At 54.7% G+C, this 22,666-nt stretch carries 19 protein-coding genes and 1 tRNA gene; 2 read left to right on the plus strand and 18 right to left on the minus strand.

Annotation, left to right across the window (positions count from 1 at the left end):
* Positions 1-52: 52 nt before the first annotated feature.
* From LKE53_09120 to murD, 6 genes are all read right to left on the minus strand, one after another.
* Positions 53-580: a hypothetical protein gene (locus tag LKE53_09120; protein MCH3972901.1), complete on the minus strand. Its 528-nt coding sequence runs from the start codon at positions 578-580 to the stop codon at positions 53-55.
* Between the two features lie 97 nt (positions 581-677).
* Positions 678-762 (minus strand) — tRNA-Leu (locus LKE53_09125).
* Positions 763-901: 139 nt separating this feature from the next.
* Positions 902-2,173 (minus strand): methionine gamma-lyase family protein, encoded by a 1,272-nt coding sequence (locus LKE53_09130; GenBank protein MCH3972902.1) that lies wholly within the window; start codon positions 2,171-2,173, stop codon positions 902-904.
* 296 nt (positions 2,174-2,469) lie between these two features.
* Entirely contained in the window at positions 2,470-3,234 is a 765-nt protein-coding gene (locus LKE53_09135; GenBank protein ID MCH3972903.1) for a hypothetical protein, read from the minus strand.
* A complete protein-coding gene (locus LKE53_09140; GenBank protein ID MCH3972904.1) occupies positions 3,219-5,372 on the minus strand; it encodes a M20/M25/M40 family metallo-hydrolase in 2,154 nt (717 codons plus the stop codon). Before LKE53_09140 ends, LKE53_09135 begins: the two co-directional genes overlap by 16 nt.
* A gap of 72 nt (positions 5,373-5,444) precedes the next feature.
* Entirely contained in the window at positions 5,445-6,830 is a 1,386-nt protein-coding gene (gene murD / locus LKE53_09145; GenBank protein MCH3972905.1) for a UDP-N-acetylmuramoyl-L-alanine--D-glutamate ligase, read from the minus strand.
* Between the two features lie 309 nt (positions 6,831-7,139).
* Between murD and LKE53_09150 the strand changes: the two genes are divergently transcribed.
* Complete coding sequence (locus LKE53_09150) at positions 7,140-8,420, plus strand: germination protein YpeB (protein MCH3972906.1); 1,281 nt, start codon at positions 7,140-7,142, stop codon at positions 8,418-8,420.
* A gap of 181 nt (positions 8,421-8,601) precedes the next feature.
* On the opposite strand, the gene argF is transcribed toward LKE53_09150, so the two are convergent.
* From argF to LKE53_09180, 6 genes are all read right to left on the minus strand, one after another.
* On the minus strand, positions 8,602-9,504 hold the full coding sequence (gene argF, locus LKE53_09155; protein ID MCH3972907.1) for an ornithine carbamoyltransferase: 903 nt from the start codon (positions 9,502-9,504) through the stop codon (positions 8,602-8,604).
* Positions 9,505-9,594: 90 nt separating this feature from the next.
* On the minus strand, positions 9,595-10,767 hold the full coding sequence (locus LKE53_09160; GenBank protein MCH3972908.1) for an acetylornithine/succinylornithine family transaminase: 1,173 nt from the start codon (positions 10,765-10,767) through the stop codon (positions 9,595-9,597).
* Positions 10,768-10,810: 43 nt separating this feature from the next.
* Positions 10,811-11,668 carry an acetylglutamate kinase gene (gene argB / locus LKE53_09165; protein ID MCH3972909.1) on the minus strand — a complete coding sequence of 286 codons (858 nt, stop codon included), beginning with the start codon at positions 11,666-11,668 and terminating at the stop codon, positions 10,811-10,813.
* A gap of 120 nt (positions 11,669-11,788) precedes the next feature.
* Positions 11,789-13,066: a bifunctional glutamate N-acetyltransferase/amino-acid acetyltransferase ArgJ gene (gene argJ, locus LKE53_09170; GenBank protein ID MCH3972910.1), complete on the minus strand. Its 1,278-nt coding sequence runs from the start codon at positions 13,064-13,066 to the stop codon at positions 11,789-11,791.
* A 38-nt stretch (positions 13,067-13,104) separates the two neighbouring features.
* Positions 13,105-14,142 carry an N-acetyl-gamma-glutamyl-phosphate reductase gene (argC, locus tag LKE53_09175; GenBank protein ID MCH3972911.1) on the minus strand — a complete coding sequence of 346 codons (1,038 nt, stop codon included), beginning with the start codon at positions 14,140-14,142 and terminating at the stop codon, positions 13,105-13,107.
* A gap of 141 nt (positions 14,143-14,283) precedes the next feature.
* A complete protein-coding gene (locus tag LKE53_09180) occupies positions 14,284-15,522 on the minus strand; it encodes an argininosuccinate synthase (GenBank protein MCH3972912.1) in 1,239 nt (412 codons plus the stop codon).
* A gap of 260 nt (positions 15,523-15,782) precedes the next feature.
* On the opposite strand from LKE53_09180, the gene LKE53_09185 reads away from it, so the two are divergent.
* Positions 15,783-16,280, plus strand: coding sequence for a flavin reductase (locus tag LKE53_09185; GenBank protein MCH3972913.1), 498 nt, complete (start codon positions 15,783-15,785; stop codon positions 16,278-16,280).
* Between the two features lie 52 nt (positions 16,281-16,332).
* Here LKE53_09185 and LKE53_09190 read toward each other — a convergent pair whose 3' ends face one another.
* The 6 genes from LKE53_09190 to LKE53_09215 form a co-directional block, all read right to left on the minus strand.
* A complete protein-coding gene (locus tag LKE53_09190) occupies positions 16,333-16,545 on the minus strand; it encodes a hypothetical protein (protein MCH3972914.1) in 213 nt (70 codons plus the stop codon).
* Positions 16,518-18,347: a hypothetical protein gene (locus tag LKE53_09195; protein MCH3972915.1), complete on the minus strand. Its 1,830-nt coding sequence runs from the start codon at positions 18,345-18,347 to the stop codon at positions 16,518-16,520. The genes LKE53_09190 and LKE53_09195 overlap by 28 nt, the downstream gene beginning before the upstream one ends.
* Positions 18,348-18,390: 43 nt before the next feature.
* Complete coding sequence (locus tag LKE53_09200) at positions 18,391-19,215, minus strand: carbohydrate ABC transporter permease (protein MCH3972916.1); 825 nt, start codon at positions 19,213-19,215, stop codon at positions 18,391-18,393.
* Positions 19,216-19,219: 4 nt separating this feature from the next.
* Positions 19,220-20,083 carry a sugar ABC transporter permease gene (locus LKE53_09205; protein ID MCH3972917.1) on the minus strand — a complete coding sequence of 288 codons (864 nt, stop codon included), beginning with the start codon at positions 20,081-20,083 and terminating at the stop codon, positions 19,220-19,222.
* Positions 20,080-21,438, minus strand: coding sequence for a sugar ABC transporter substrate-binding protein (locus LKE53_09210; protein MCH3972918.1), 1,359 nt, complete (start codon positions 21,436-21,438; stop codon positions 20,080-20,082). Before LKE53_09210 ends, LKE53_09205 begins: the two co-directional genes overlap by 4 nt.
* A 201-nt stretch (positions 21,439-21,639) precedes the next feature.
* Positions 21,640-22,650 (minus strand): LacI family DNA-binding transcriptional regulator, encoded by a 1,011-nt coding sequence (locus LKE53_09215; protein ID MCH3972919.1) that lies wholly within the window; start codon positions 22,648-22,650, stop codon positions 21,640-21,642.
* Positions 22,651-22,666: the final 16 nt, after the last annotated feature.

The following is a 22,666-nucleotide window of genomic DNA, read 5'->3' on the forward strand; positions in this document are numbered from 1 at the left end:
CCCCTTTGTAAACAGTTGACGAAAAAGGTGCCGAAGATTATGCTCATAATCTTTATTTGATGGGGTTGCCGTCGTTATCATACCATGTATAGCTTTTTACATTATAAATAATCCCTTGGGAATTCTGAATAGGATCAAAACCACCACTTCCATAGTCTTCATATAATCGTAAACGAGAACCTCTAACTAAAATATTTTTGTAGTCATAATATTTTACATTTGTGTGCATAAATCCATTTACATATGCAACAAGTTTCGTATTATCTCTGGTTACAATATGTTCGGGAAGATAGGAAAAGGCAGCAAAAAAGATTATATATGGGCTTAAAATAAGCAAACCAATTATTGATAGCGTTGTAAGTATGACTTTTATAGTTCTTTTTTTTATTTTGAATATAAGCTGAAATATTCCCCAAATTAACAAAATAGATGAAATAAAAATCACTAAATATGTAATCCATTGCCTAAATTCTAAATTAAAAACATTCAATAAGCAATGCAAAAAATAAAACAATGATGCAACCAGCACTCCAATAATTACAATCCAATTCTTAAACCAGCAACATATTTTTTTCATCATTCCACCTCCCATTATATAAATAACCTTGCGTTAAGCATATCACAGGTTTGGACAAGAAAAATCCACATCTTTCCCTTGATGGAAGATATGGATTTTTTGGTGCGGATAGTGGGAGTTGAACCCACACGGATTGCTCCACAGGAACCTAAATCCTGCGCGTCTGCCAATTCCGCCATATCCGCTTATGAAGCGGCCGTAAAAAACGGCCGCTTTTTTGTTTTTCAATGCGGCTTCCCGCGGGCCGCCGCTTTCTGCACCAGCGCAAAAGAATCTGCACCGTGTTTTATTATATCGTAAAAACCGTGCGGTAGCAATGTTTATTTAGCCCAAAAAGCCTTTTTCCAGCATAGACTGCGCCGCAAGCATAGAGCCAAGGCGTGCGCTCTGGAAATTAAGGCCGCCCTGCATCCACACAGCCCACGGTGCGCGCAGCGGTGCATCGGCGCTCAGCTCGATCGAAGCGCCCAGCGTAAAGGCGCCCGCCGCCATAATGACCTGGCAGTCGTAGCCGGGCATGTCCCACGGCTCGGGCAGCACAAAGGAATCGACCGGCGACCCTTTCTGCACCCCCTGGCAAAACGCAATCAGCGCCTCGCGGGTGCGCAGCAGCACCGCCTGAATAATATCAGCGCGCGGCTCGTCCCACCGCGGGGTCACGTCGTAGCCAAGCTGCTCAAACAAAGCAGAGGTAAAGACGGCGGTTTTCAGCGCTTCACCGGTCACGTGCGGCGCGTGGAACGCGCCCATAAACAGCTCGCGGTTGTTGCCCAGGGTGCAGCCGATTTCCCGGCCGGTGCCAGGCGTGGTCAGGCGGTAAGCGCAGCTTTCGACCAAATCTTTGCGGCCGGCGATGTAGCCGCCGGTGGGGGCAATGCCGCCGCCCGGGTTTTTAATCAGCGAACCGGCCATCAAGTCGGCGCCGTGCGAAACCGGCTCATCTTTCTGTACAAATTCGCCGTAGCAGTTGTCTACCATGACAATGCAGTCCGGCGCTTTGCGCTTGACGATTGCCGCAATCTTTTCAATATCTTCGACAAACAGAGAGGGGCGCAGGCTGTAGCCGCGGCTGCGCTGGATATACGCCATCTTTAAGCCCGGCTGCACCGCCGCCTCGATCGCCGCGTAGTCCGGCGTGCCGTCTTTTTTCAGGTCTACCTGTTTGTAATGAATGCCGTATTCTTTCAAAGAACCGTTGCCGTCGCCTGAAAGGCCGATGACGCTCTGCAGGGTGTCATACGGCACACCGGTAAGCGAAAGCATGGTGTCGCCCGGGCGCAGCACGCCAAAGAGCGCCACAGTCAGCGCATGCGTACCGGAAACAAAATTGTAGCGCACCAAGGCGTCCTCGGCACCAAGCGCAGAGGCAAAAACCCGGTCGAGTGTTTCGCGGCCGCGGTCGCCGTAGCCGTAGCCGGTGCTGGCGACGAAGTGGCTTTCACTGACGCCGTTTTCAATGAAAGCCGCCAGCATTTTCTGCTGGTTGTAGTCGGTCACTTTATCGATACGCGCAAGCGCCGGCGCGGCTTTTTGCAGAGCCTCGTCCGCGGCGTCGGTAATCTTTTTATCAATATGGAAATAGGGATAAATCTGCAACGTTATTTTCTCCTTTATGTATTATTGCTAAAATAAAATACAAATTGTAAATTATAATACGTGCTTACCGGCAGATGTACAGGGCCGCCGCCTGTCGTTTTGTATTATCCTTCTTAAAAATACAGAATGTATTTTTGAGTGGATTTGTGCAAAGCCTGCAGAGGAATATTCCTTTTTGTATTATTTTGTCGAAAAATACGGAATAAATATCCCCCTGACAGGCACGCCCTACGGGCCTTTGCGGGCAGCTATATGTCATTCTGTATTATATTAATATAAAATTACAATATGTATTTTTACGACAGGTGCGCTTTGCTACAGCTGCCAAAGACAGTGAACCCCATCTCTTCATAGTGCGCACGCAGGCGCGGGTCACACAGCAAAATGATTTTGCGCGGCGCGGCCTTTTCAGCCAAGGCCGACAACACCGCCGCAAAAAGGCCGTTTCCGCGCTCCTCAAGCGAAGCCGCCCCCGCAAAAAGCAGAGCCTGCTTTGGCGAAAGCGCCGCCGCCGCACAGGCACACAGGCTGTTGTACCGGTAAATGCCCGCCGCAAGCGCCGCCCCGTGCCGCAGCCGGTGACTCATATCCAGGTAAAACGGCTCAAAAGCCGGCGTGACAAAGTTTACATTCGAGCAGGCATTCAGCAGCGCATACATATCCACCAGCCGCAGGGCGTCTGGCCGGGCAACCTGCCCCGCAAGGCGCATCTGCGCACCCGCCGGCAGCGGCACGCCCGGGATATCCCCTTTCAGCCGCATTTCCAGCCCGCTGCCCAGCGGGGTCAGACCCATCTGGCGCAGGTTTTCTTTCGTACTCATTACATTTCTAATTCCAATATAATACAGGAATTCGCGAAGCTCCTCGACGCTTTCGCGCGGCACGATACCGCACAGGGTGGCAGTGTCGTCCTGCTTGCGCAGGATAAAGCCGTCCCCTTCCCAAAAGCGCGCGGCCGCAGTCGAGGTGCCGTATGCCATGGCGCTGGAAACGATACTGCAGCCCAGCGTACCCTGGTCATAGGCAAAAAGCCGCGCGCGATCATTTACCGCCCAGAGCATTCTGTCCCCGCAATCCGGCTGGCAAGGTGCTGCAGCAGCACACCCGCGGCCTCATAATCTGCGCGGCTGACAGCGCCCATAGGCGCATGCAGGCAGCGGCACGGCAGAGAAACTGCCACGCTGCGCACCCCGCCGCGGCTGACATGAATAGCGCCGGCGCTGCCGGCACCGGCAGCGCTCTCTTTCCACTGGCAGGGCACGCCGGCCCTGCGGGCCTCTTCAAAGGCCCACTTCGTGTACATCTGGTCATAAATCGTGCCATGGTCCATAAAGGAAATGGCCGGCCCCTGCCCTAAGCGGCAGGCCTCGCGGTCGGTTTCTGTGCCGGGCACATCGCCGGCGGCGGTGCACTCTACCGCAATGGCCGCCTGCGGGCCGGCAAGGTACGCGGCGGTGCGCGAACCATTCATTCCGGTTTCGTCCTGTACCGTAAATGAAAATACCGTATCATATTCCCAATCCGGCTGCTGCAGTAGGTGAATCAGCAGCGCACAGCCCGCGCGATCATCCAGCGCGCGGCTTCTGACGCAAAAGCCGTTTTCCTCGTACACACTGTCAAAGGTGACCATGTCGCCGGGGGTAACGGCGGCCGCCGCCTCGGCACGGTCTTTGGCGCCGATATCAATGTACAATTCATCTTTCGGAATTGCTTTTCCGCGTTCTTCTTTTTTCAGCAGGTGAATCGGCTTGAGACCGACAACGCCCGCCACGGTTTTTTCTCCCTGGCCTATGGTGACGCTGCGGCCGGGCAGCACGCGCGAGTCAATACTGCCCACTGTGTCAAAGTGCAGAAAGCCCTCGCCGGTGATATGCGTGACGACCAGGCCGACCTCGTCCATATGGGCGCTCATCAGCAGGCGGGTCTTGGCGCGGTTTCTGCCCTTTTTGTAGGCAAGGATGCTGCCCAGCGGCGTAATTTCTACTTTTTCCGCGTACGGGCGTATCTGCGGCAGAATCAGCGCGCGCACCGCATCTTCGCTACCGGAAACACCGCGTGCACGGCAAAGCTGCGGCAGGCAGGCGCTCCAGACCTCTTTGTCAGTGCTCTCGTCTTTTGGCTCGGCCGTCTCCGGGGCAGGCTCCCCAGGTGCAACAGGGACAGCGGGCAGGGCAGTGCCGCAGCGGCTGCAAACATACAAAGCCATCAGGCGCGCCGTGTCCTCGATATCCTGTAAATCGACCACCTCGGCCGGGGTGTGCATAGAGCGCTCTGGAATACTGAGCAGTGCTGTGCGCACGCCGCCGCGGGTGGTGGCGATTTCATCGCTGTTGGTACCGGTGGAGCCGCCCATAACGTCCCATTTATACGAAATATGATTTTCTTCTGCTAATTCCGCCAGGCAGCGGCACATGCTGCGGTCCAAAATCGGCGCGGTGCCGATCATCACGCCGCCGCCCACGGGGTGGCTGACCTCGGGCTTGACGCCGGGCTGCATACCGAAGCCGACATCGACACTCACTGCCTCATCGGCTTTTATGCTGTACGCCGCGGTATGAGCGCCCTGCCCGCCGACTTCCTCCATTGTGCTGAAAAGGAACGTCACTTTCCAGTCGGAAAGGTCAGCCCCCTGCAGCAGCTGTGCAGCACGCACGACTGCCGCCGCACCGGCGCGGTTGTCGAGTGCGGCAGAGGTAAAGCGTGTACCCAAAAGCTTGCGCGGCACATAGACAGGCACCACGCGGTCGCCGGGGCAGACCATTTCTTTTACTTTCAGCGCAGGCAGGCCCAGGTCAATGGTCATCTCCGCCGTTGGCGGCACTTTATCGGCGCTGTCCTGCGCAGGGTGCGCCGGCACACTGCAGACAACGCCCAGAAGCGGGTCTTCTGTACCAGAAGCACACACCCGCACGGGGCAGCCGGGCAGCACCCGAACATCAGAGCCGCCGCAGTCTGCCACGCGCAGGAAGCCGTGCTCCTCCACTGCGGTGACGACCAAGCCGATCTGGTCCATATGTGCCTCAAGCAGCATGGTTTTGGGTGCATCCGCTCTGCCAAGCGTGACCCACCCGCTGCCAAGGGCATCGGTTCTGCCGCCGGCAAGTCCGGTCAGCTGCAGCGCCGCTCGAACCGGCGCCGCCTCATCGCCGCTGGTGCCGATGGCGCGGCACAGCGTTTTCAATATTTTCTCCATCTGCATTAAAACAAGGCACCTTCTCTTTCAAGTTTAAAGCAAAATATCTCTCTGTGGAATTGCAGATACAGCCTGCATTTACAGCTGATTCACCAGCTCGCGGAAGCGGTCGCCGCGGGTTTCAAAATTGGGGAACATATCAAAACTGGCGCACGCCGGGCTAAGCGCGACAATATCGCCAGACTTCGCCTCTGCATGGCACAGGGCAACCGCCTCTTCCAGGGTTTTCGCGTACAGAATCTTTGGCTGGCCGGGGCGGTAATCCGTCGCGGACGTGACTGCCTGCTCAATTTTGGGCGCGGTGGCTCCCATCAGCACCAAGGTCTTTACGTGCTGGCACACCGGCTCGCCAAGCGGCTCAAACGGAATCTTTTTGTCATAGCCGCCGGCAATCAAAATCAGTTTCTGCGGGAAAAGCGAAAGCATTCCGCGCACCGTGCGGCTGGGCGTAGTGGCAATGCTGTCGTTGTACCAGCGCACGCCGTCAAGCTCGCGCACCAGCTCGGCCCGGTGCTCAACCCCCGAAAATGTCTTTGCCACCGCGCGGATATCCTCGGGCGCGGCGTATCCCCACACCGCACAGACAGCCGCCATATAGTTTTCTACATTGTGCTCGCCCGGAATCTTGATTTCCGATACATTCATAATTGGCACATCGACGCCGTTTTTGGTAAAGATCATGGTGCCGTCCGGGCTGACATAGCAGCCGTTTTCCACGCGCTGTTTACGGCTGAAAGTCAGGCATTCGCCGCGGGCATGCTGCACAAACCCGGCCGTAATGGGATTGTCAAGGTTAAACACCGCGCGGCCAAAGGCATTTTGGTGCAGGAAAATATTCTTTTTCGCGTTGATATACTCCTGCATATCCTTATGAATATCCAAATGGTTGGGGCTCATGTTAGTCACAACGGCCACCTGCGGGCTGCGGCCAACGGAAATCAGCTGAAAACTGGAAAGCTCCGCGACCACTGCGTCGGCAGGCTTAATCTCGTCGATTATGGGCAGCAGGGCCTTGCCGATGTTGCCGCCGACATGCACGGTTTTGCCCGCGTGCTGCAGAATCTTTGACAAAATAGTGGTCGTGGTGGTCTTTCCGTCAGAGCCGGTCACGCCGAAAACACGGCACGGGCAGTACTCCAAAAAGACCTCCATTTCGCTGGTAACCGCGCTGCCGCGGGCGCGGGCCGCGTCGAGTTCTGGCAAGTGGTAGGGCATGCCGGGCGTACGAAAGATGACATCTTCCTGCAATGCCTGCAGGTAGTTTTCTCCCAGCACCAGTGTGACACCCTGTGCCTCCAGTTTATCGGCAAGGCCGCCCAGTTTTTCGCGTGTACGCCGGTCGCGGGCGGTCACCTTTGCGCCCGCCTGTAAAAAACGGCTGATCAGCGGCAGGTTGCTGCCCCCCAAGCCGCAAAAGGCCACTGTCTTCCCTTTCATTTCAGCATAAAAATCAGTAATTGTCATGCTTTGTACCCTCCGTTTTTTTCGCGGCGCCGCGGCCGTGAAGATTATAAAATACGATTTGTATAAAATTCTTATGTAATATCATTTTGTATTTTCATACAGAATGTGCTGACCGGCCTTTTTTGTCAAAAGACGCTGGTCATGCTTTTTTATTATACATCAACTCAGCCGTATTTCAAAGCCGTTTTCTGTTGAGAGCGGGTGTATAATTCTGCCGTGGGTGGCAAAAGCTAGCACTGGCCCGCTTTGCCTGTCTTTTGTATCCCCTTTGGTACAGAAAATCCGCAGGTACGGGCAAGGTGATGTTTGATGAAAAGAAGAAGAACGATCGCGATTGTCATGGGCGTCATTGCGGTGGCCGCGGTAATTACGGCGGGCGTATTTTCGGTGCGCAGCATGGCCGCAGAAAAGTCCGCAAAGCGCGACCTGACCTACACCTATGAGCGCGCCTACAGCGACCTGCGCGACTGCGTGAGCAACATTTCCACGACCTTAGACAAAAGCATCTATGCCAACACCCCCACCCAGCAAAACGGCCTTGCGGCCCGGCTGCTGCACGAAACCGGGCTGGCTAAAGAAGCGCTGGCCACCCTGCCGGTATCGGACACGACCATGAACAACGTTTCCAAATACATTTCACAGGTCGGCGATTTTTCCATGAGCCTGTCAAACCGCATCAGCGGCGGCGGGCACATTACCGAGCAGGAGTACAAAACGATTGAAGAACTGCACACGTACGCACAGAAGCTTTCCACCAATCTTTCCTCTTTAAAGCTGGATTATTCCTCGGCGAATTTCTCGTCGCAGTTTAAGCAGACCGCTGAAGATTTTGCCAACTTCCCCTCGCTTATCTACGACGGCCCGTTTTCCGACCACATCAACCGGCAGGCCGCGCGCTTTTTAGAGGGCAAAAGCGACGTGACCAAAGACGCCGCCTGCGCTGTGGCGGCAAAGGCGCTCAACCTGTCGAAAGACAAGCTTGCTGCGGCGGCCGACACTACCGGCAGCCTCGCAGCCTATAACTTTACCGCGGGCAGCACAAATATCGCTGTCACCAAAAAGGGCGGCATGCTGTGCTCCATGCGCAACAGCCGCGACATCACTTCGGAAAAAATCAGCACCGACGCGGCTCTGCAAAAAGCGACCGCCTGCCTTGCCAAGTGCGGCTACACCGACATGCAGCCCACCTACTGGGTCAAAACGGACGGCCGCACCCTGTTTAACTTCGCGTACCAGACAAAGGGTGTTCGCTGCTACCCTGACCTTATCAAAGTGGGCGTCGCCATGGACAACGGCGACATCGTCGAGCTGAGCGCAAGCGGCTACCTGATGAACCACATTTCGCGCAGCTTTGCCACGCCGAAATACACCAAGGAAGCGGCACAGAAAAAGGTAAGCCCCAAACTGAAAGTGACCGCTTCCCGCCAGGCGCTGATTCCGACCAGCGGCCTGAAGGAAGTGCTGTGCTGGGAGTACACCTGCACCGGCGAAAAGGGCGACCGCGTCCTGGTCTATATCGACTGCGCCACCGGCATGGAGCAGCAGATTCTCATTTTGCAGTCCTCTGAGGCGGGCACTCTTGTAAAATAAGCCTTTCTCCTGTGCCAGATTCTGTCTGCAGGCGGATTTCGCAAAAAAAGCGCCTGCTCTAAAAAGCAAAAAGCCGCGGCCCTGCAGCAAAAGCAGAGCGGCGGTTTCTTTTGTTTTCTGACTAAATCAGACTTTTTATGATAAATTCTGTATCATGATTTACTATAAAAGAATAAGTGAATCAGCCGAGCAGTTTCACCAGCACCGCTTTTTGGGCATGCAGGCGGTTTTCGGCCTCTTCAAAGATTTCTTTAGAGTGCTTTTCAAAGACTTCCGCAGTAATTTCTTCGCCGCGGTGGGCTGGCAGGCAGTGCAGCACCATGGCATCCGGCTTAGCGGCAGCCATGACCTGGTCATTAATCTGGTAGCCCTTAAACGCCACGCGGCGCTTGGCAGCCTCGTCTTCCTGTCCCATAGAAGCCCACACATCTGTGATGACAACGTCCGCGCCAACGGCTGCTTCCAGCGGGTCGGTGGTCATGCTGAAGGCCGGGTACGCCTGTGCAAAGTCCAGCACCTCGGCAGCCGGGCGGTAATCTTTCGGGCACGCAACCGCGACTTCCATCTTCATTTTCAGGCCGCCGACAATCAGCGAATTCATCATGTTGTTGCCATCGCCAATAAAGCACATTTTCAGGCCGTCCAGTGTACCGCGGCTTTCGCGGATTGTCATCAGGTCGGCAAGCACCTGGCAGGGGTGGGCAAAGTCGGTAAGGCCGTTGATAATTGGAATAGAGCCGTCGCGTGCAAGGGCCTCGACCTCGCTCTGCTTAAAGGTACGGATCATAATGCCGTTTAAGTAGCGGGAAAGCACGCGGGCCGTGTCCTGCACCGGCTCGCCGCGGCCAATCTGCATATCGTTGGCAGAAAGGAAAATCGGCAGACCGCCCAGCTGATACATGCCCACCTCAAAGGAAACACGAGTGCGGGTGCTGGCTTTTTCAAAAATCAGGCCCAGCGTCTTGCCCGCAAGGCGGCGGTGCTCAATGTTGTGCTTCTGCTCGTACTTCAGCTGATCGGCAAGGTCCAAAATGCCCGAAATGTCGTTGCCGGAAAGGTCCAGCATCTTCAGTAAATGTTTCATATAAAAGAACCTCTTTTCCTTTTGCAGATTTAAGTTTGCTTTGTTTGATTATACCCGGATAAAGCGAATTGTGCAAATGCGCGCTGCGCCTCAGCCGGCCAGCACCTGCTCTAAAATAGACAAGCCCTCGTCCATTTCCCGCTTGGTAATTGTAAGCGGCGGCAGAAAGCGCAGAACGTCTTTTGCAGTCAGCACCAAAAGGCCGCCCGCAACACAGGCCGCGGCGATTTTGCCGGGGTCGCCGGCTTTTGGCTTTGCGCCGAGCATCAGCCCCAGGCCGCGCACGCCGGCAATGGTCTGCATCGCTTCCAGGCGTTTTTTCAGGTATTCGCCTTTCTGCTGCACTTCTAACAGAAAAGGCTGCTGCGCCACGCGCGAAACCACTGCCGCAACACCCGCACAGACCACCGGGTTGCCGCCGAAAGTGCTGCCGTGGTCGCCGGGGGTCAGCACATCGGCACACTTTTTCCCGACCAGACAGGCACCCACCGGCAGCCCGCCGCCCAGGCCTTTTGCCGCGGTGACCACGTCCGGCAAGACATCATACTGCTGGTAGCAGAAAAAGCTGCCAGTGCGGGCTACGCCGGTCTGCACCTCGTCAATCATCAGCAAAATATCGTTTTTACTGCAGAATTCGGCAAGCTGCTGTACGAATTCTTTTTCCAGCGGAATCACGCCGCCCTCGCCCTGAATCAGCTCGACAAGCACCGCGCAGGTATCTTTTGTCGCGGTTTCGCGCACGCTTGTCATGTTGGCGTCCGCGTACAAAAAGCCGCCGGTAAACGGCAGAAAATGCTGGTGGAACATGGCCTGGCCGGTCGCCTCTAGGGTAGTGACCGTGCGCCCGTGAAAGGAATTGTTCAGCGTAATAATCTGGTTGCGGGCCGCGCCGTACTTGTCGGTGCCGTACTTGCGCGCAACCTTAATCGCGCATTCGTTTGCCTCGGCGCCGCTGTTGCCGAAAAACACGCGCTCCATGCCGGCGGCACGGCACACAAGCTCGGCCGCGTGAACAGTGACCGGGCTGTAGTACAGATTGGAAAGATGCTGTATCTGCGCGGCCTGCCCACTGACCGCCGCGACCCACTGCGGGTCGCTGTAGCCCAGGCTGTTGACGCCAATGCCCGCCGTAAAGTCGATGTACTTTTTGCCGTCTGCGTCCCAGGCGGTGGCGTTGTTGCCCTTGACCAGTGCCGCCGGAAAGCGGCCATAGGTGTGCATCAGGTAGCGGCTGTCGCCCTGTTGTATGGCTGGAAACTGCATGATGTGCCTCCCCGTATTCTATACATTCTGTATTTATATACAATTAGTAAAACATGGTGCCAATGCCTTCGTCGGTAAACAATTCGATTAAAATAGAGTGCGGAATGCGCCCGTCAATGATGTGTGCGCGGCCCACACCGCGGCGCACGGCCTCGACACAGCAGTCGACTTTTGGCACCATGCCGCCGGAAATAATGCCGTCGTTTTGCAGCTTTGGCACAGACGAAACCTGCACAACCGGAATCATGGTAGAGTCGTCGGTGCGGTCGCGCAAAAGCCCGCGCACGTCGGTCATTAAAATCAGCTTTTCGGCGTGCAGGCAGGCGGCGATGCGTGCCGCGGCGATGTCGGCGTTGATGTTGTAGACCTCGCCGTTTTCGCCGCCCGCAATGGTGGAAACAACCGGAATGTAGCCGGTGTCCTCGGCGTCCTCAATAATTTCGGTATTGACTTTTGTAATTTCGCCGACAAAGCCCAGGTCTTCCCTGCGCTCCAGTTTTTTGGCGCAGATCAGGCTGCCGTCCAGCCCGCAAAGACCCACTGCCTGGCCGCCATGCGCCTGCAGCAGCTGCACGAGCGCTTTGTTGACCTTGCCCGCAAGCACCATCTGCACGATGTCTACGGTTTCGCTGTCGGTCACGCGCATGCCGTTGACAAACTTGCTGTCTTTGCCCACTTTTTTCAGCATAGCAGAGATTTCGGGCCCGCCGCCGTGCACCAGCACCACGCGAATGCCGACCAGCTGCATCAGCACGATGTCGCGCATAACAGCGTCTTTGAGCTGGTCGTCAATCATGGCATTGCCGCCGTACTTGACAACGATCGTCTTACCGGCAAGTTTCTGGATATAGGGCAGCGCCTGTACCAGGACCTGTGCGCGGTCTTCGTTTGCGATGTTCATGTTATCCTCCCAAACGTGCTGTATAAACTTTGGAATCGAATCAGAATTTTATATTATATCAGAATTTTATATTATAAAAGAATGATTGGAATTGTTCTTTCTGCAGGGGCGGAAAGAAAGTCAGGTACGGTAATCGCCATTGATTTTGACATAGTCATATGTAAGGTCACAGCCAAACGCTTGCGCATGAGCGGCGCCGTCGTGCAGGGTGACAGAAATGGTGATCTCATCTTTCAGCAGAATCTGCTTTGCGCGGTCCTCATCAAACGGCACACCGGCGCCGTTTCGGCAGACCGCAATGGTGCCCGCCGCGGAAGTGAAATCGACATCGACCTTGTGAATATCCACTTCAGCGCCGCAGTAGCCGATTGCACACAGCACACGGCCCCAGTTGGCATCCGCGCCAAACATGGCCGCCTTAACCAAAGAAGAGCAAATAACCGCTTTGGCCGCCCGGCGCGCATCCGCGTCACTTTTCGCACCGGAAACACTGCACACCAGCAGCCGGCCGGCACCCTCGCCGTCCTTTGCCATGGCGCGCGCAAGTTTGACACACAGCGCTTTCAGCGCTTCTGCAAAGGCCGCAAAGGCCGGGCCGTCTTCGGTAATTTCCGGGTTGCCCGCCCTGCCGCTCGCCAAAATCAGGCAGGTATCATTGGTACTCATATCTTCGTCTACGCTGAGCATATTGAAGCTGTCCGCGGCAGCAAGGCGCAGTGCGCGGTCGAGCGCCGCCGCAGAGATCGCCGCATCGGTGGTCAAAAAGCACAGCATGGTACACATATTGGGGTGAATCATACCCGAACCTTTAGACATGCCGCCGATATTCACGGTCTTTCCGCCCAGCGAAAAGGAGACCGCCATGTTTTTGGGCACGCGGTCCGTTGTCATAATCGCGGTGGCGGCGGCAAGGCTGCCTTGCGGCGAAAGCTTTGCTGCAAGGGCGGGCACAGCCGCCAACACCGGGGTGAGCGGCAGCGGCTGCCCAATAACCCCGGTACTGGCCACCAGCACATCTTCCGGGGCAATGTGCAAAGCCTGTGCGGCGGCCTGTGCCATTGCTTCGGCTTTTTGCAGGCCGTCGGCGTTACAGGTATTGGCGTTGCCGCTGTTGGCAATAACCGCCTGCGCCCGCCCATTTTTCAGGTGCTCTCGACACACCGCAATCGGCGCGCCCTTGACCAGGTTGCTGGTGAAAATACCCGCTGCTGTGCAGGGCGCGTCCGCGCAAAGCAGGGCAAGGTCATTTTTCGGGGGTGTTTCCGCTTTGTTGTTCAGCGTCTGCACAAACGCCTGGGCGTCTGCCTCGGACAGATTCGCGCAGGCCTTGACCCCCGCGTAAACGCCCGCTGCCCGGAATCCCTTTGGTGCGGTGGCGCCGCCGTCAATCCACTTCATGCTGTATCCTCCATGTACGATATTATATCGAATGTTGTTTAAAACGCGGGCGGAAACATGGTCAGCCCGGCGGTCTCGGGCAGGCCCAGCGCCAGGTTCATATTCTGTACCGCCTGCCCGGCCGCGCCCTTTACCATATTGTCAAGCGCCGACACTGCAATCAGCAGGTTGGTGCGCGGGTCTACATGCAGCTCTATTTCGCAGAAGTTGCTGCAGCGCACGTGGTTGATATCCGCGTGCATGCCCTGCGGCAGCACCCGTACGAAATACTCTTTCTGGTAAAAAGCCTCATACGTCTGCTGCAATTTTTCCAGCGTGGTGCCGGGGGTCAGGTGCGCATAGCAGGTGGCAAGAATGCCGCGGTTTACCGGCAGCAAGTGCGGGGTAAAGGTAACGGTGACTTCTTCGCCGCAGATGCGCCGCAGCGTCTGCTCGATTTCGGGGGTATGGCGGTGGCCGCCCACTTTATAGGCATGCATTCCCTCATTGAGTTCGGGGTAATGGGTATCCTGGGTCTGCTTGCGGCCGGCGCCCGTCACGCCGGACTTGCAGTCCGCGATAATGCCGTCTTTGCTGATAAGCCCGGCCTGCAAGGCCGGCACCAGCGCCATGGGCACCGCCGTGGTGTAGCAGCCGGGGTTGGCGATCAGCTTTTTGCCGCGGATCTGCTCCCGAAAGAACTCGGGCAGGCCGTACACAGCCTGCTGATGCAGCTCGGGGTAAACTGCCTTGACGCCGTACCAGCTTTCGTATTCGTCTAAGCGCTCTAGGCGAAAGTCGGCGCCCAGGTCAACAAAGACCTTGTCCGCGTCGTGGCAGGCCTTTGCCAGCGGCTGCGAAAGGCCGTGCGGCAGAGCGGCAAAGACCACGTCGCTTTTCTGCAGCACCTCTTCCTGTGTACCGCAGACCATGTCGCACAGGCCGTAGTACGCGGGATATACCGAGCTGAGCGGCTTGCCCGTGAAGCTGACAGAGCTGACAGCGGAAAGCTCGGCCTGCGGGTGGCCCGCCAAAATGCGCACCAGCTCTGCGCCGGCGTAGCCGGTGGCGCCGATAACGCCTGCTTTTACGGTCATAGCAAAAATTCCCTCTTTCCCAATGACTGCAAAAAGGGCGGACATTGGTGTCCGCCTAATCTGCTTTCTGTTTTTTCATAATATGACAGCTGAAAAAGAACAAAAGGAGTAACGATTTATCTAAATGGAAGAACCGGATTTTTACTGTTTCTTGGCCCACTGCTCTTTCTTGACAGCCTGCACCTTAATCGGCAGACCAAACAGATTGATGAAGCCGTTGGCGTCGCTCTGGTCGTACACCTGGTCTGCGCTGAAAGTTGCGACATCTTCATCATACAGGCTGTAGGGGCTGGTAACGCCGGCGTCGATGATGTTGCCCTTGTAAAGCTTCAGTTTCACGTCGCCGGTAACGGTCTGCTGGGTGCTGTCGACAAATGCAGAGAGCGCCTCGCGCAGGGGAGTAAACCACTTGCCGTCGTACACCAGCTCGGCAAACTTGTCGCCGATGCCCTGCTTGTAGTGATAGGTGTCTTTATCCAGGCAGATTTCCTCCAGTTTATTGTGGGCATGGTACAGAATGGTGCCGCCGGGTGTTTCATATACGCCGCGGCTCTTCATGCCGACCAAGCGGTTTTCAACGATATCGGCCAGGCCGACGCCGTTTTCGCCGCCCAGTTTGTTGAGCTGGCTCAGGATGTCGACCGCGCAAAGCTTTTGGCCGTTAAGTGCAGTGGCCTCGCCCTTTTCAAAGTGAATGGTTACATAGGTGGGCTTGTCGGGGGCCTGCTCTGGCGAAACGCCCAGCTCCAGGAAACCGGGCTTGTTGTACTGCGGCTCGTTTGCGGGATTTTCAAGGTCGAGGCCCTCATGGGAAAGGTGCCACAAGTTTTTGTCCTTCGAGTAGTTTGTCGCGCGGGTAATCTTCAGCGGAATATTGTGTGCCTCGGCGTAGTCGATTTCTTCATCACGGGACTTCAGCTTCCACTCACGCCACGGGGCAATAATGGGCATGTTTGGCGCAAAAGCTTTGATAGAAAGCTCAAAACGCACCTGGTCGTTGCCCTTGCCGGTGCAGCCGTGGCAGATAGCGTCGGCGCCCTCGGCCTTGGCGATTTCAACTAAGCGCTTGGCGATAAGCGGCCGTGCAAAGCTGGTGCCCAAAAGGTACTTGTTTTCATAGACAGCGTCTGCCTTTACGGTAGGCCAAATGTAGTCCTCAACAAACTGCTTTTTCAGGTCGGCAATGTACAGCTTGCTTGCGCCGGTGGCCTTTGCTTTCTGCTCCAAACCGGAAAGCTCGCCCGCGCCCTGGCCGACATCGGCCGCCACGGCAATCACTTCACAGTTATTGTAGTTTTCTTTCAGCCATGGAATAATAATTGAAGTATCCAGTCCGCCAGAATATGCCAGTACAACCTTTTTAATTGCTGTTTTATCCATGATGTAAGCCCTCCGCTTTCTGCTATGTAATTGTTTGTTTTTGCTTTTGATGCTTCTATTATACATCGAGAGTGCAAGAATTCAAGTGTTTTTTGCATATTTATTCATATTTATGAATTTTGTACAGAAATTTCTCCTGTTTGCGGTCAGGTTCCGCTCTGTGCAGCAAAGTTTCGGCGGGTTTTGGCATTTGTGCCCGCGAAAATGTGTTATACTAATTTTATGCCTACAGAATTTTTGCAGATACGGAGGTTTTGACCATGAAAGAAACAACAGCCGAGTCCCTCTCTTTTGGGCCGTTTCAAAAAATCGGCAAAGGCTGGATGCTGGTAAGCGCCGGTACACCCAGCAAGTGCAGCGCCATGACCGCCTCTTGGGGCGGGCTGGGCGTGATGTGGGGCAAAAACGTGGCCGCAATCGTCATTCGCCCGCAGCGCCACACCCTGCAGTTTTTAGAGACTGAGGGCCGCTACACCCTCAGCTTTTTTGATGAAAAGTACCGCGCCGCGCTCAACTACTGCGGCAGCCACTCTGGCGGCGAAAACCAAAAAATTGCCGCGGCGGGGCTTACGCTGCTGCCGCAGCAGCCGCTGCCGGTCTACCGGGAAGCGTCGCTGACCCTGGTGTGCAAAAAGCTCTACCGCCAGCCGATGGACCCCAAGGGCCTGTTAGACCCCGCGCTCGACACCCGCTGGTACCCCGGCAAAGACTACCATATTCTGTTCGTCGGGGAAATTGAAAAAGTGCTGCAGCCGTAAAAGGCAGCACAAAAGCCCGCCGCGGAAAAACGCGGCGGGCTTTCTTTATGCTTTAGTCAAAATTCGTGATGCGGTCAGAGATATTCTTGTAGCGGAAACGTGCCGTTTCGTTGAGCTTGAGCACCTCTTCCTCGGTGCCGGTAAAGCAGCAGCGCAGGCAGTAATACTCTTTTTTCTCTTTGTCGTAAAACATGTCGATGTCGAGGTCCCGCATGAAACAGGACGGGCAGCGGTAATTCAGCTTTCCTTTTCCAGACTGAGCCATGTAACAATCTCCTCTCCCTTTTTCACGCTGCCGCGCACGCCCAGGGTAAACATGGGCGAAAAAGCGTAGCCTTCGTGGGCATAGGTCTGTACGGCCGGCATTTGTGTCTGCACGCTGACGCGGGTGTCAATCGGCGGAATCTCCGCTGTGGCACTGCTGCCCCCAGCGACGGCCAGTTCGCGGTCTTTATAGGCGTACTGCAGCGATTTTTCCTCGCTGCCCTTGGCCGACAGACGCACACAGGTCATATCTTCCGGGTACTCGGTGGTACCGTAGCAGGCCGTCATGTACTCATTAAAGGAAACCGCGGCCTGCGGGTCGCTCATGTCAAGAATCCGGCGGGTGATTTTGATTTCTGCACTGCCCTCTGTAAAGGCAAAGACGGTCTGCACCTTTACGGTCAAGTCCTGAAACACGATTTCCACCGGGTCCAGGGTCAAGAAGCGGGTCGTGCCCTGCTGCGAATACTTTGCCTGCGTGCGGCACAGGCAAAGGTCCACTTCCTCGCCGCTGTGCGAAAACTTGCAGCTTTTTATGGTGCCCTCGCCGGCGTAGTGGGTAAAGTAGCCGGCGCGGTACATGCTTTGTATTAAGAAGGGGTAAGAAGCATTTACAACATGCTTGGTGCCAATGCCCACGGGGCGGTGCAGCTTTGCTACATAGGGGCGCAGATCAATCAGCGCGCCGCCCTGGTTCATATCCACGCAGGTGCGCAGGTAGGGGTCGGCATACCAAAAGAGCTGCTTGCGTGAGCCGTACAGAATGTCGCGCCAAAGCGCGCACTCCGGCTGCTGGTAGGTGTGGCAGCTGCGGTAAAAATTGGCGAACTCGCCCATGGTCATGTCCTGCAGCTCGCCCTTGTCGCGCAAAGAGGCATAGTAGGCCATGCCGTCGCGGTAGCTCTGCACCAAAAGCTCATAGGGGGCTTCCCAGCGGCCCATTTTGTTCATCCAGCCGGGGCCGACAAACATCATATTGTAGGCGTAGCCGTTGTTGTACTTTTTCAGGGATCGGTACTGGTCAATCAGGTTGTACAGGTACGGGTACTTGCCATCTTTGTAGATCATGCCGCGCAGCACGTTTTGCGGGTGAGTGCCAAAGTTGGAGCCGTTGCCGTCAAAGCAGGCCAGCAGGTCGCGCGAAAGATGCGGAATGCCGACAATGCCGATATCCTCGTCCCGATTGGCGGCGGGGGCGTGGGTGTTCTGCTTAGAGGGAATCCAGGGGTTCCACGGGCCGCCGTCAAGAAACGTGTACCAGGAGTCATTGCAGGTATGGTAGGCCTTGGGGCCCTCTTCCCAGCAGGTGGCCACGGCGCACTTGACACTTGGGTACTTTCCCTTGATGTAGCACAGCAGGTCAGAGTCCATATAATAGGAGCCGGTCGACTGCGGGTAAAAGCCAAAGCATTCATAAAATCTGCCAAAGACATCGTCTACAATAGACTTTTTGTCCTCTTTGGAAAACATCCAGATACAGAAATCATGCGTTTTGTACTTTTCCCGAAACTGCTTGCAGGGCAGGCCCAAAAAGCTGAGGGCAATCTCGTCGCCATAGGTCTGGTGGTGCTCTTTTGCCAAAGCGACCGCCTCGTCATTAAACAGACTGGAGTAGGTCATTTGTATCGTGGTCTTAAAGCCGTTTTCGTGGGCAATCTGCTGCTGCAGCTTAAAAATATCCAGGGACTCAGTCAACAGATTTTTGCGGCCGATGTTTTCCTTTTTCCCCTGGCCGGTCACTTTTTCCGCGTACTCCGGCACCATTTCGGGCCGGTGTACAATATTCAGTACAAATTTATCCATTTTGTTCTCCGCTTATGTAATCTAAATTGTTGGTGCACAAAGCTTATCCCTTTACGGCGCCGCTGAGCATACCCGCGATGAAGTTTTTCTGAAATATCAGGAAGAAAATCAGCACCGGCAGCAGCGTGATGACCGCGCCAACCATAATAGAGCCGTAGTTGATGACATTGCCGGGCGCCACCAGCATGGCCAGCGACAGGGGCAAGGTGTAGCTGCTCTGTTTGTTCAGCACAATCAACGGCCACATGTAGTTGCCCCACTGCTGCACAAAGGTTAAAATACCCAGCGAAGCCAGAGAGGGCTTCATGGTTGGCAGCACAATCTGGAAAAAGGCACGCAGGTCGCCGGCGCCGTCGATATGGGCCGACTCTATCAGGTCATTTGGAAACTGCTCGAAGTTTTGGCGCATTAAGAACACGCCGAACATCGAGGCCAGCCCCGGCACGATAATCGCCCACGGGGTGTTGACCCAGTGCATAGAGTTCATCTGTATATACAGGGGCACCATGGTCACCTGCGGCGGAATCATCATGGTAATCAGGCAGATAAAGAAGATGGTCTTGTTTCCCTTAAAGTGGTACTTGGCAAAGCCAAAGCCCGCCATAGAGTCCAGCAAAATGATTAAGACCGTGTAGGTCACGGTGATAAAAATGCTGTTGCCAAGGTTTTTCCAAATTGGCACGCTTGTCTGCAGCTGTTTTAGGTTGTCGCCAAAGTGTGACTGCGGCAGAAAGGTGAACTTCATGTTGAAAATCTGTGCGTTGTTGTGGGTCGCGGCGATAAAAGTCCAGATAAACGGAAACAGCGCAATCACAGACGCCACGATGAGGACAATGTAAATGGCGATTTTTGCGGCGGTATGTTTCATTTCTTCAGTCCTCCCTTGTCACGCGCAGCTGAATCAGCGTGAAAATGGCAATAATGACTGCAAGGATATACGAGCCGGCCGATGCTACGCCAAAGTTAAAGTTCTTAAAGCCTACCTGGTACAGGTACAGCACCGTGGTCAGGGTGGCGTTTGCCGGGCCGCCCTGGGTGAGCAGTTGCGGCTCTGTAAAGAGCTGCAGGGTGCCGTTCATCGAGTTGAAAATAGAGAAGATAATGACAGGCTTCAGCTGCGGAATAGTGATTTTCCAAAACTTGACGAAGCTATTGGCGCCATCTATAGAGGCAGCCTCGTACAGGTCGGGGGAAATATTCTGCAGACCTGCCAGCATAATCAGGCTGTTGTAGCCGGTCCAGCGCCAGGTCAGCGCCAAAATAATCAGCAGCACTGCCAGCGGTCCGCTGGAAAACCACTTTTGCGGGCTGCCGCCCAGGGTACTGATCATGCTGTTGATAAAGCCGCCGTTCTCGCTGAAAAGCAGCATAAACACAATCGAGTAGCTGACCGAGTCTATCAGCACCGGCATAAAGGTAAACATGCGGAAGGCACCCTTGAGCTTAATCAGCGCCGAGTTGAGCAGGTTGCCAAGCACCAGTGCCAGCACGGTCATAATGGGCACCTGAATAATCAAAATTACGAAAGTGTTGCCCAAAGACTGGTAAAAGAGCTTTTCAGTCAACAAATACGCGTAGTTTTTCAGCCCGACAAAGGCGATGTGCCCCGCGCGGTACTTGCAAAAGCTGAGCACCAGCGAATACAGAATCGGGTACGCCATAAAGATGATAAAGAAAATCAGAAACGGGCCGACGAAAATAAAGGGAGCAAATTTCTGCTTTAATCGATATTTCACAAAAGACATCTCCTGTCTGCGCCGGATTTACTCGTTGTCGACAGCTTTCTGCGCGGTGGTGTTTGCTTCGGACAAAGCAGGGCTGGCGCCTGGCTCTTGACAAAGACGTTGCCTACGGCGGTCTTGAGCGCGTTGTTAACATCGGTGAAATACGGGCCAAACGTGATTTCAGGGATTTTTTCTGTCAGTTTTGAGAAGGTTGCACCGACCGAAACGCCAAAGTAAGAGTCGACTACTTTGTACTCGGCATCTTGGTAAGACGGCGTGTAAGAAGTAAACAGCTTGCCGCTTTCCCAGTTGATTTTGTTGCCGGTGCTGCTCATCAGAGAGAACTTAACGAAAGCCTTTGCAAGGTCTGCATTTTGTGTCTGAGAAGAAACCGCCAGCACAGAGCCGCCCAGGTTTGCCTGTGTGTTTCCGCCAGAAGTAAAGGCCGGCAGCGGCACAATGCCCCACTTGCCCTTTTGGTCGGCGTTAGAGGTCTCCATTGTGCCCGCGTACCACACTGCATACGGAATGGTTGCGATCTGGTCGTTTTCGGTCGCGGTAATGCGGTCGTTCCATTCGTTTGCAAGGTTCTGGGTAATCCCCGCGGCTTTCATTTTATTCATCAGGTTAACTGCATTTATCATTTCTGCAGAGTCGAGCTTCACTTTTCCGTTGCTGTCATAAAATCTGCCGCCCTGTTGGTTTAAGAGCATCATCAGCGTATCGTCCGAAGAAGACCCGCTGTAGTCAAAGCCGAGCATTTTGGTCTTGCCGCCGGTGGCTTTCAAAATTTTTTTGCCCGCCTCAACGTAGTCGTCATAGGTCTTAATAGAATTGGCGTCCACGCCGGCTTTCTGGAAAATATCTTTGCGGTAGTACAGCGCATTCGGGCCAAGGTCCCACGGCACAGCCCAGTACTTGTTGTCGGTCTTTACCAGCGGCAGCACGGTGGAGGCAAAGTTTTTCTCTTCCGGCTTGACAAGGTCGGTCAGGTCGGTCCATGCGTCGGGGTACTTGTTTTTAAAGGACTGCATGTCGCGGTTCTGAATCTGCACAACGTCCGGCACATTGGCGTTTGCTGCCAGCTCTGAGTAAAGCTTGGTGTAGTTGCTGTCTACATTTTGTACTGTAACAGTGGTGCCGGGGTTTTCTTTCATAAACTCCTTTGCCTCTGCTGTCAAGGCAGTGGCGGCGTCGTTCCAGCCGGCAACCGTAATGCTGCCGGAAAGTTTCGCCGAGCTGCTGCCTGTCGAAGCAGCCGCAGCAGACGATGAGGTGGTGCCACTGTCCCCGCAGCCTGCAAGGCTCACGGTCAGCATGGCTGCAGCCAACACGCCGCAGCCGATTTTTACAAATTCCTTTTTCAATACGATCTCTTCCTTTCTCGTTGCAAAAATACGAACGCTTCCCCAAATTGTTTAAGTAAATATTTTATCTAACTTTCTTAAAATATTTACTGCACATAGTATAATGTTTGTTCGCTTAAATGTCAATTATTTTTATGAAATTTGTCTACATATCTGCAAAAAAAATTCCCGCCGAAGCGGGAATCTGCAAAACGCTGTTTTTTACTTTTCCGGGCAGGGTGCGCAACTTTTGCGCATCATGACTTTGCCGTTGATATACACGCACTTGGCGGCGGTGCGCTTTTGCAGCAGGCGCTCATGCAAAAGCTGCAGGGCCGTGCTGCACAAAAGCTCGGTGTCAATATGAAACGTGGTGAGCGGCGGCGAAACATACTGCGCAATGCCGATGTCGTTGATACTGAAAAAGCTGACCCGCTGCGGAATCGCCCACCCGCGCTCATTAAAAGCCTGCAGCGCGCCAATGGCAAAGGGATCGCTCGCCACACAAAAAGCCGTGGGCATTTCGTCCGCGCCCAGTTTGTCGATTGCGCGCATTGCCAGGCGGTAGCCGTCCCTTACCGTAAAGTGGTCGGCAAGAAAGATATACTTTTCCTGCAGCAGGCCGCGCTTTCTCATGCAGTCGCGAAAGGCTTCCTGCCGGATATCCTCTGTTTTTTCGCCCGTGTCTGGGTCGTAGTCACACCCGCCCAAAAAGCCAATGCGCCGGTGCCCCAGCTGCAGCAGGTAGTCAATAATCTGGTACACCATGGAGTGCAGGTTTGGCCGCACGCAGTCGTAGCGGCTCTCGTCGGGTGAAGTATCGATAAAAATGCCGCAGGGCGTAATGCTGTTTAGGTACGCCAATTCTTCTTTTTGAAAGCGCCCCACCGCCAGAAAAGCCGCCGTATCCTCTGCCACGGTCTTGATGCCGTCTTTCTTTTCGTAGCGCACCAGGCCGATGTTTTGGGCCTTTGCCTGCTTTTCCAGCTCGACCCGAATGGATTTAAAGTAAATATCGTTGAGTTCCTCTTCCTGAGAAATCCAGTAAAGGAATGCAACATTTGAAATAATCGGGTAGATTTTTTTCTTCTTATAATGGAACTGATCGGCCGTCTCAAAAATGGCGCGGCGTGTTTCTTCATTGACAGAGATCTGCGGGTCCTGGTTGAGCACCCGCGAAACTGTGGCGATAGACACGCCGACCTGCTCTGCAATTTCACGCAAAGTTGCCATTTTCCTGCCTCCTTTC

It is taken from the genome of Oscillospiraceae bacterium (assembly GCA_022483045.1).
Taxonomy (GTDB): domain Bacteria; phylum Bacillota; class Clostridia; order Oscillospirales; family Acutalibacteraceae; genus Caproicibacterium.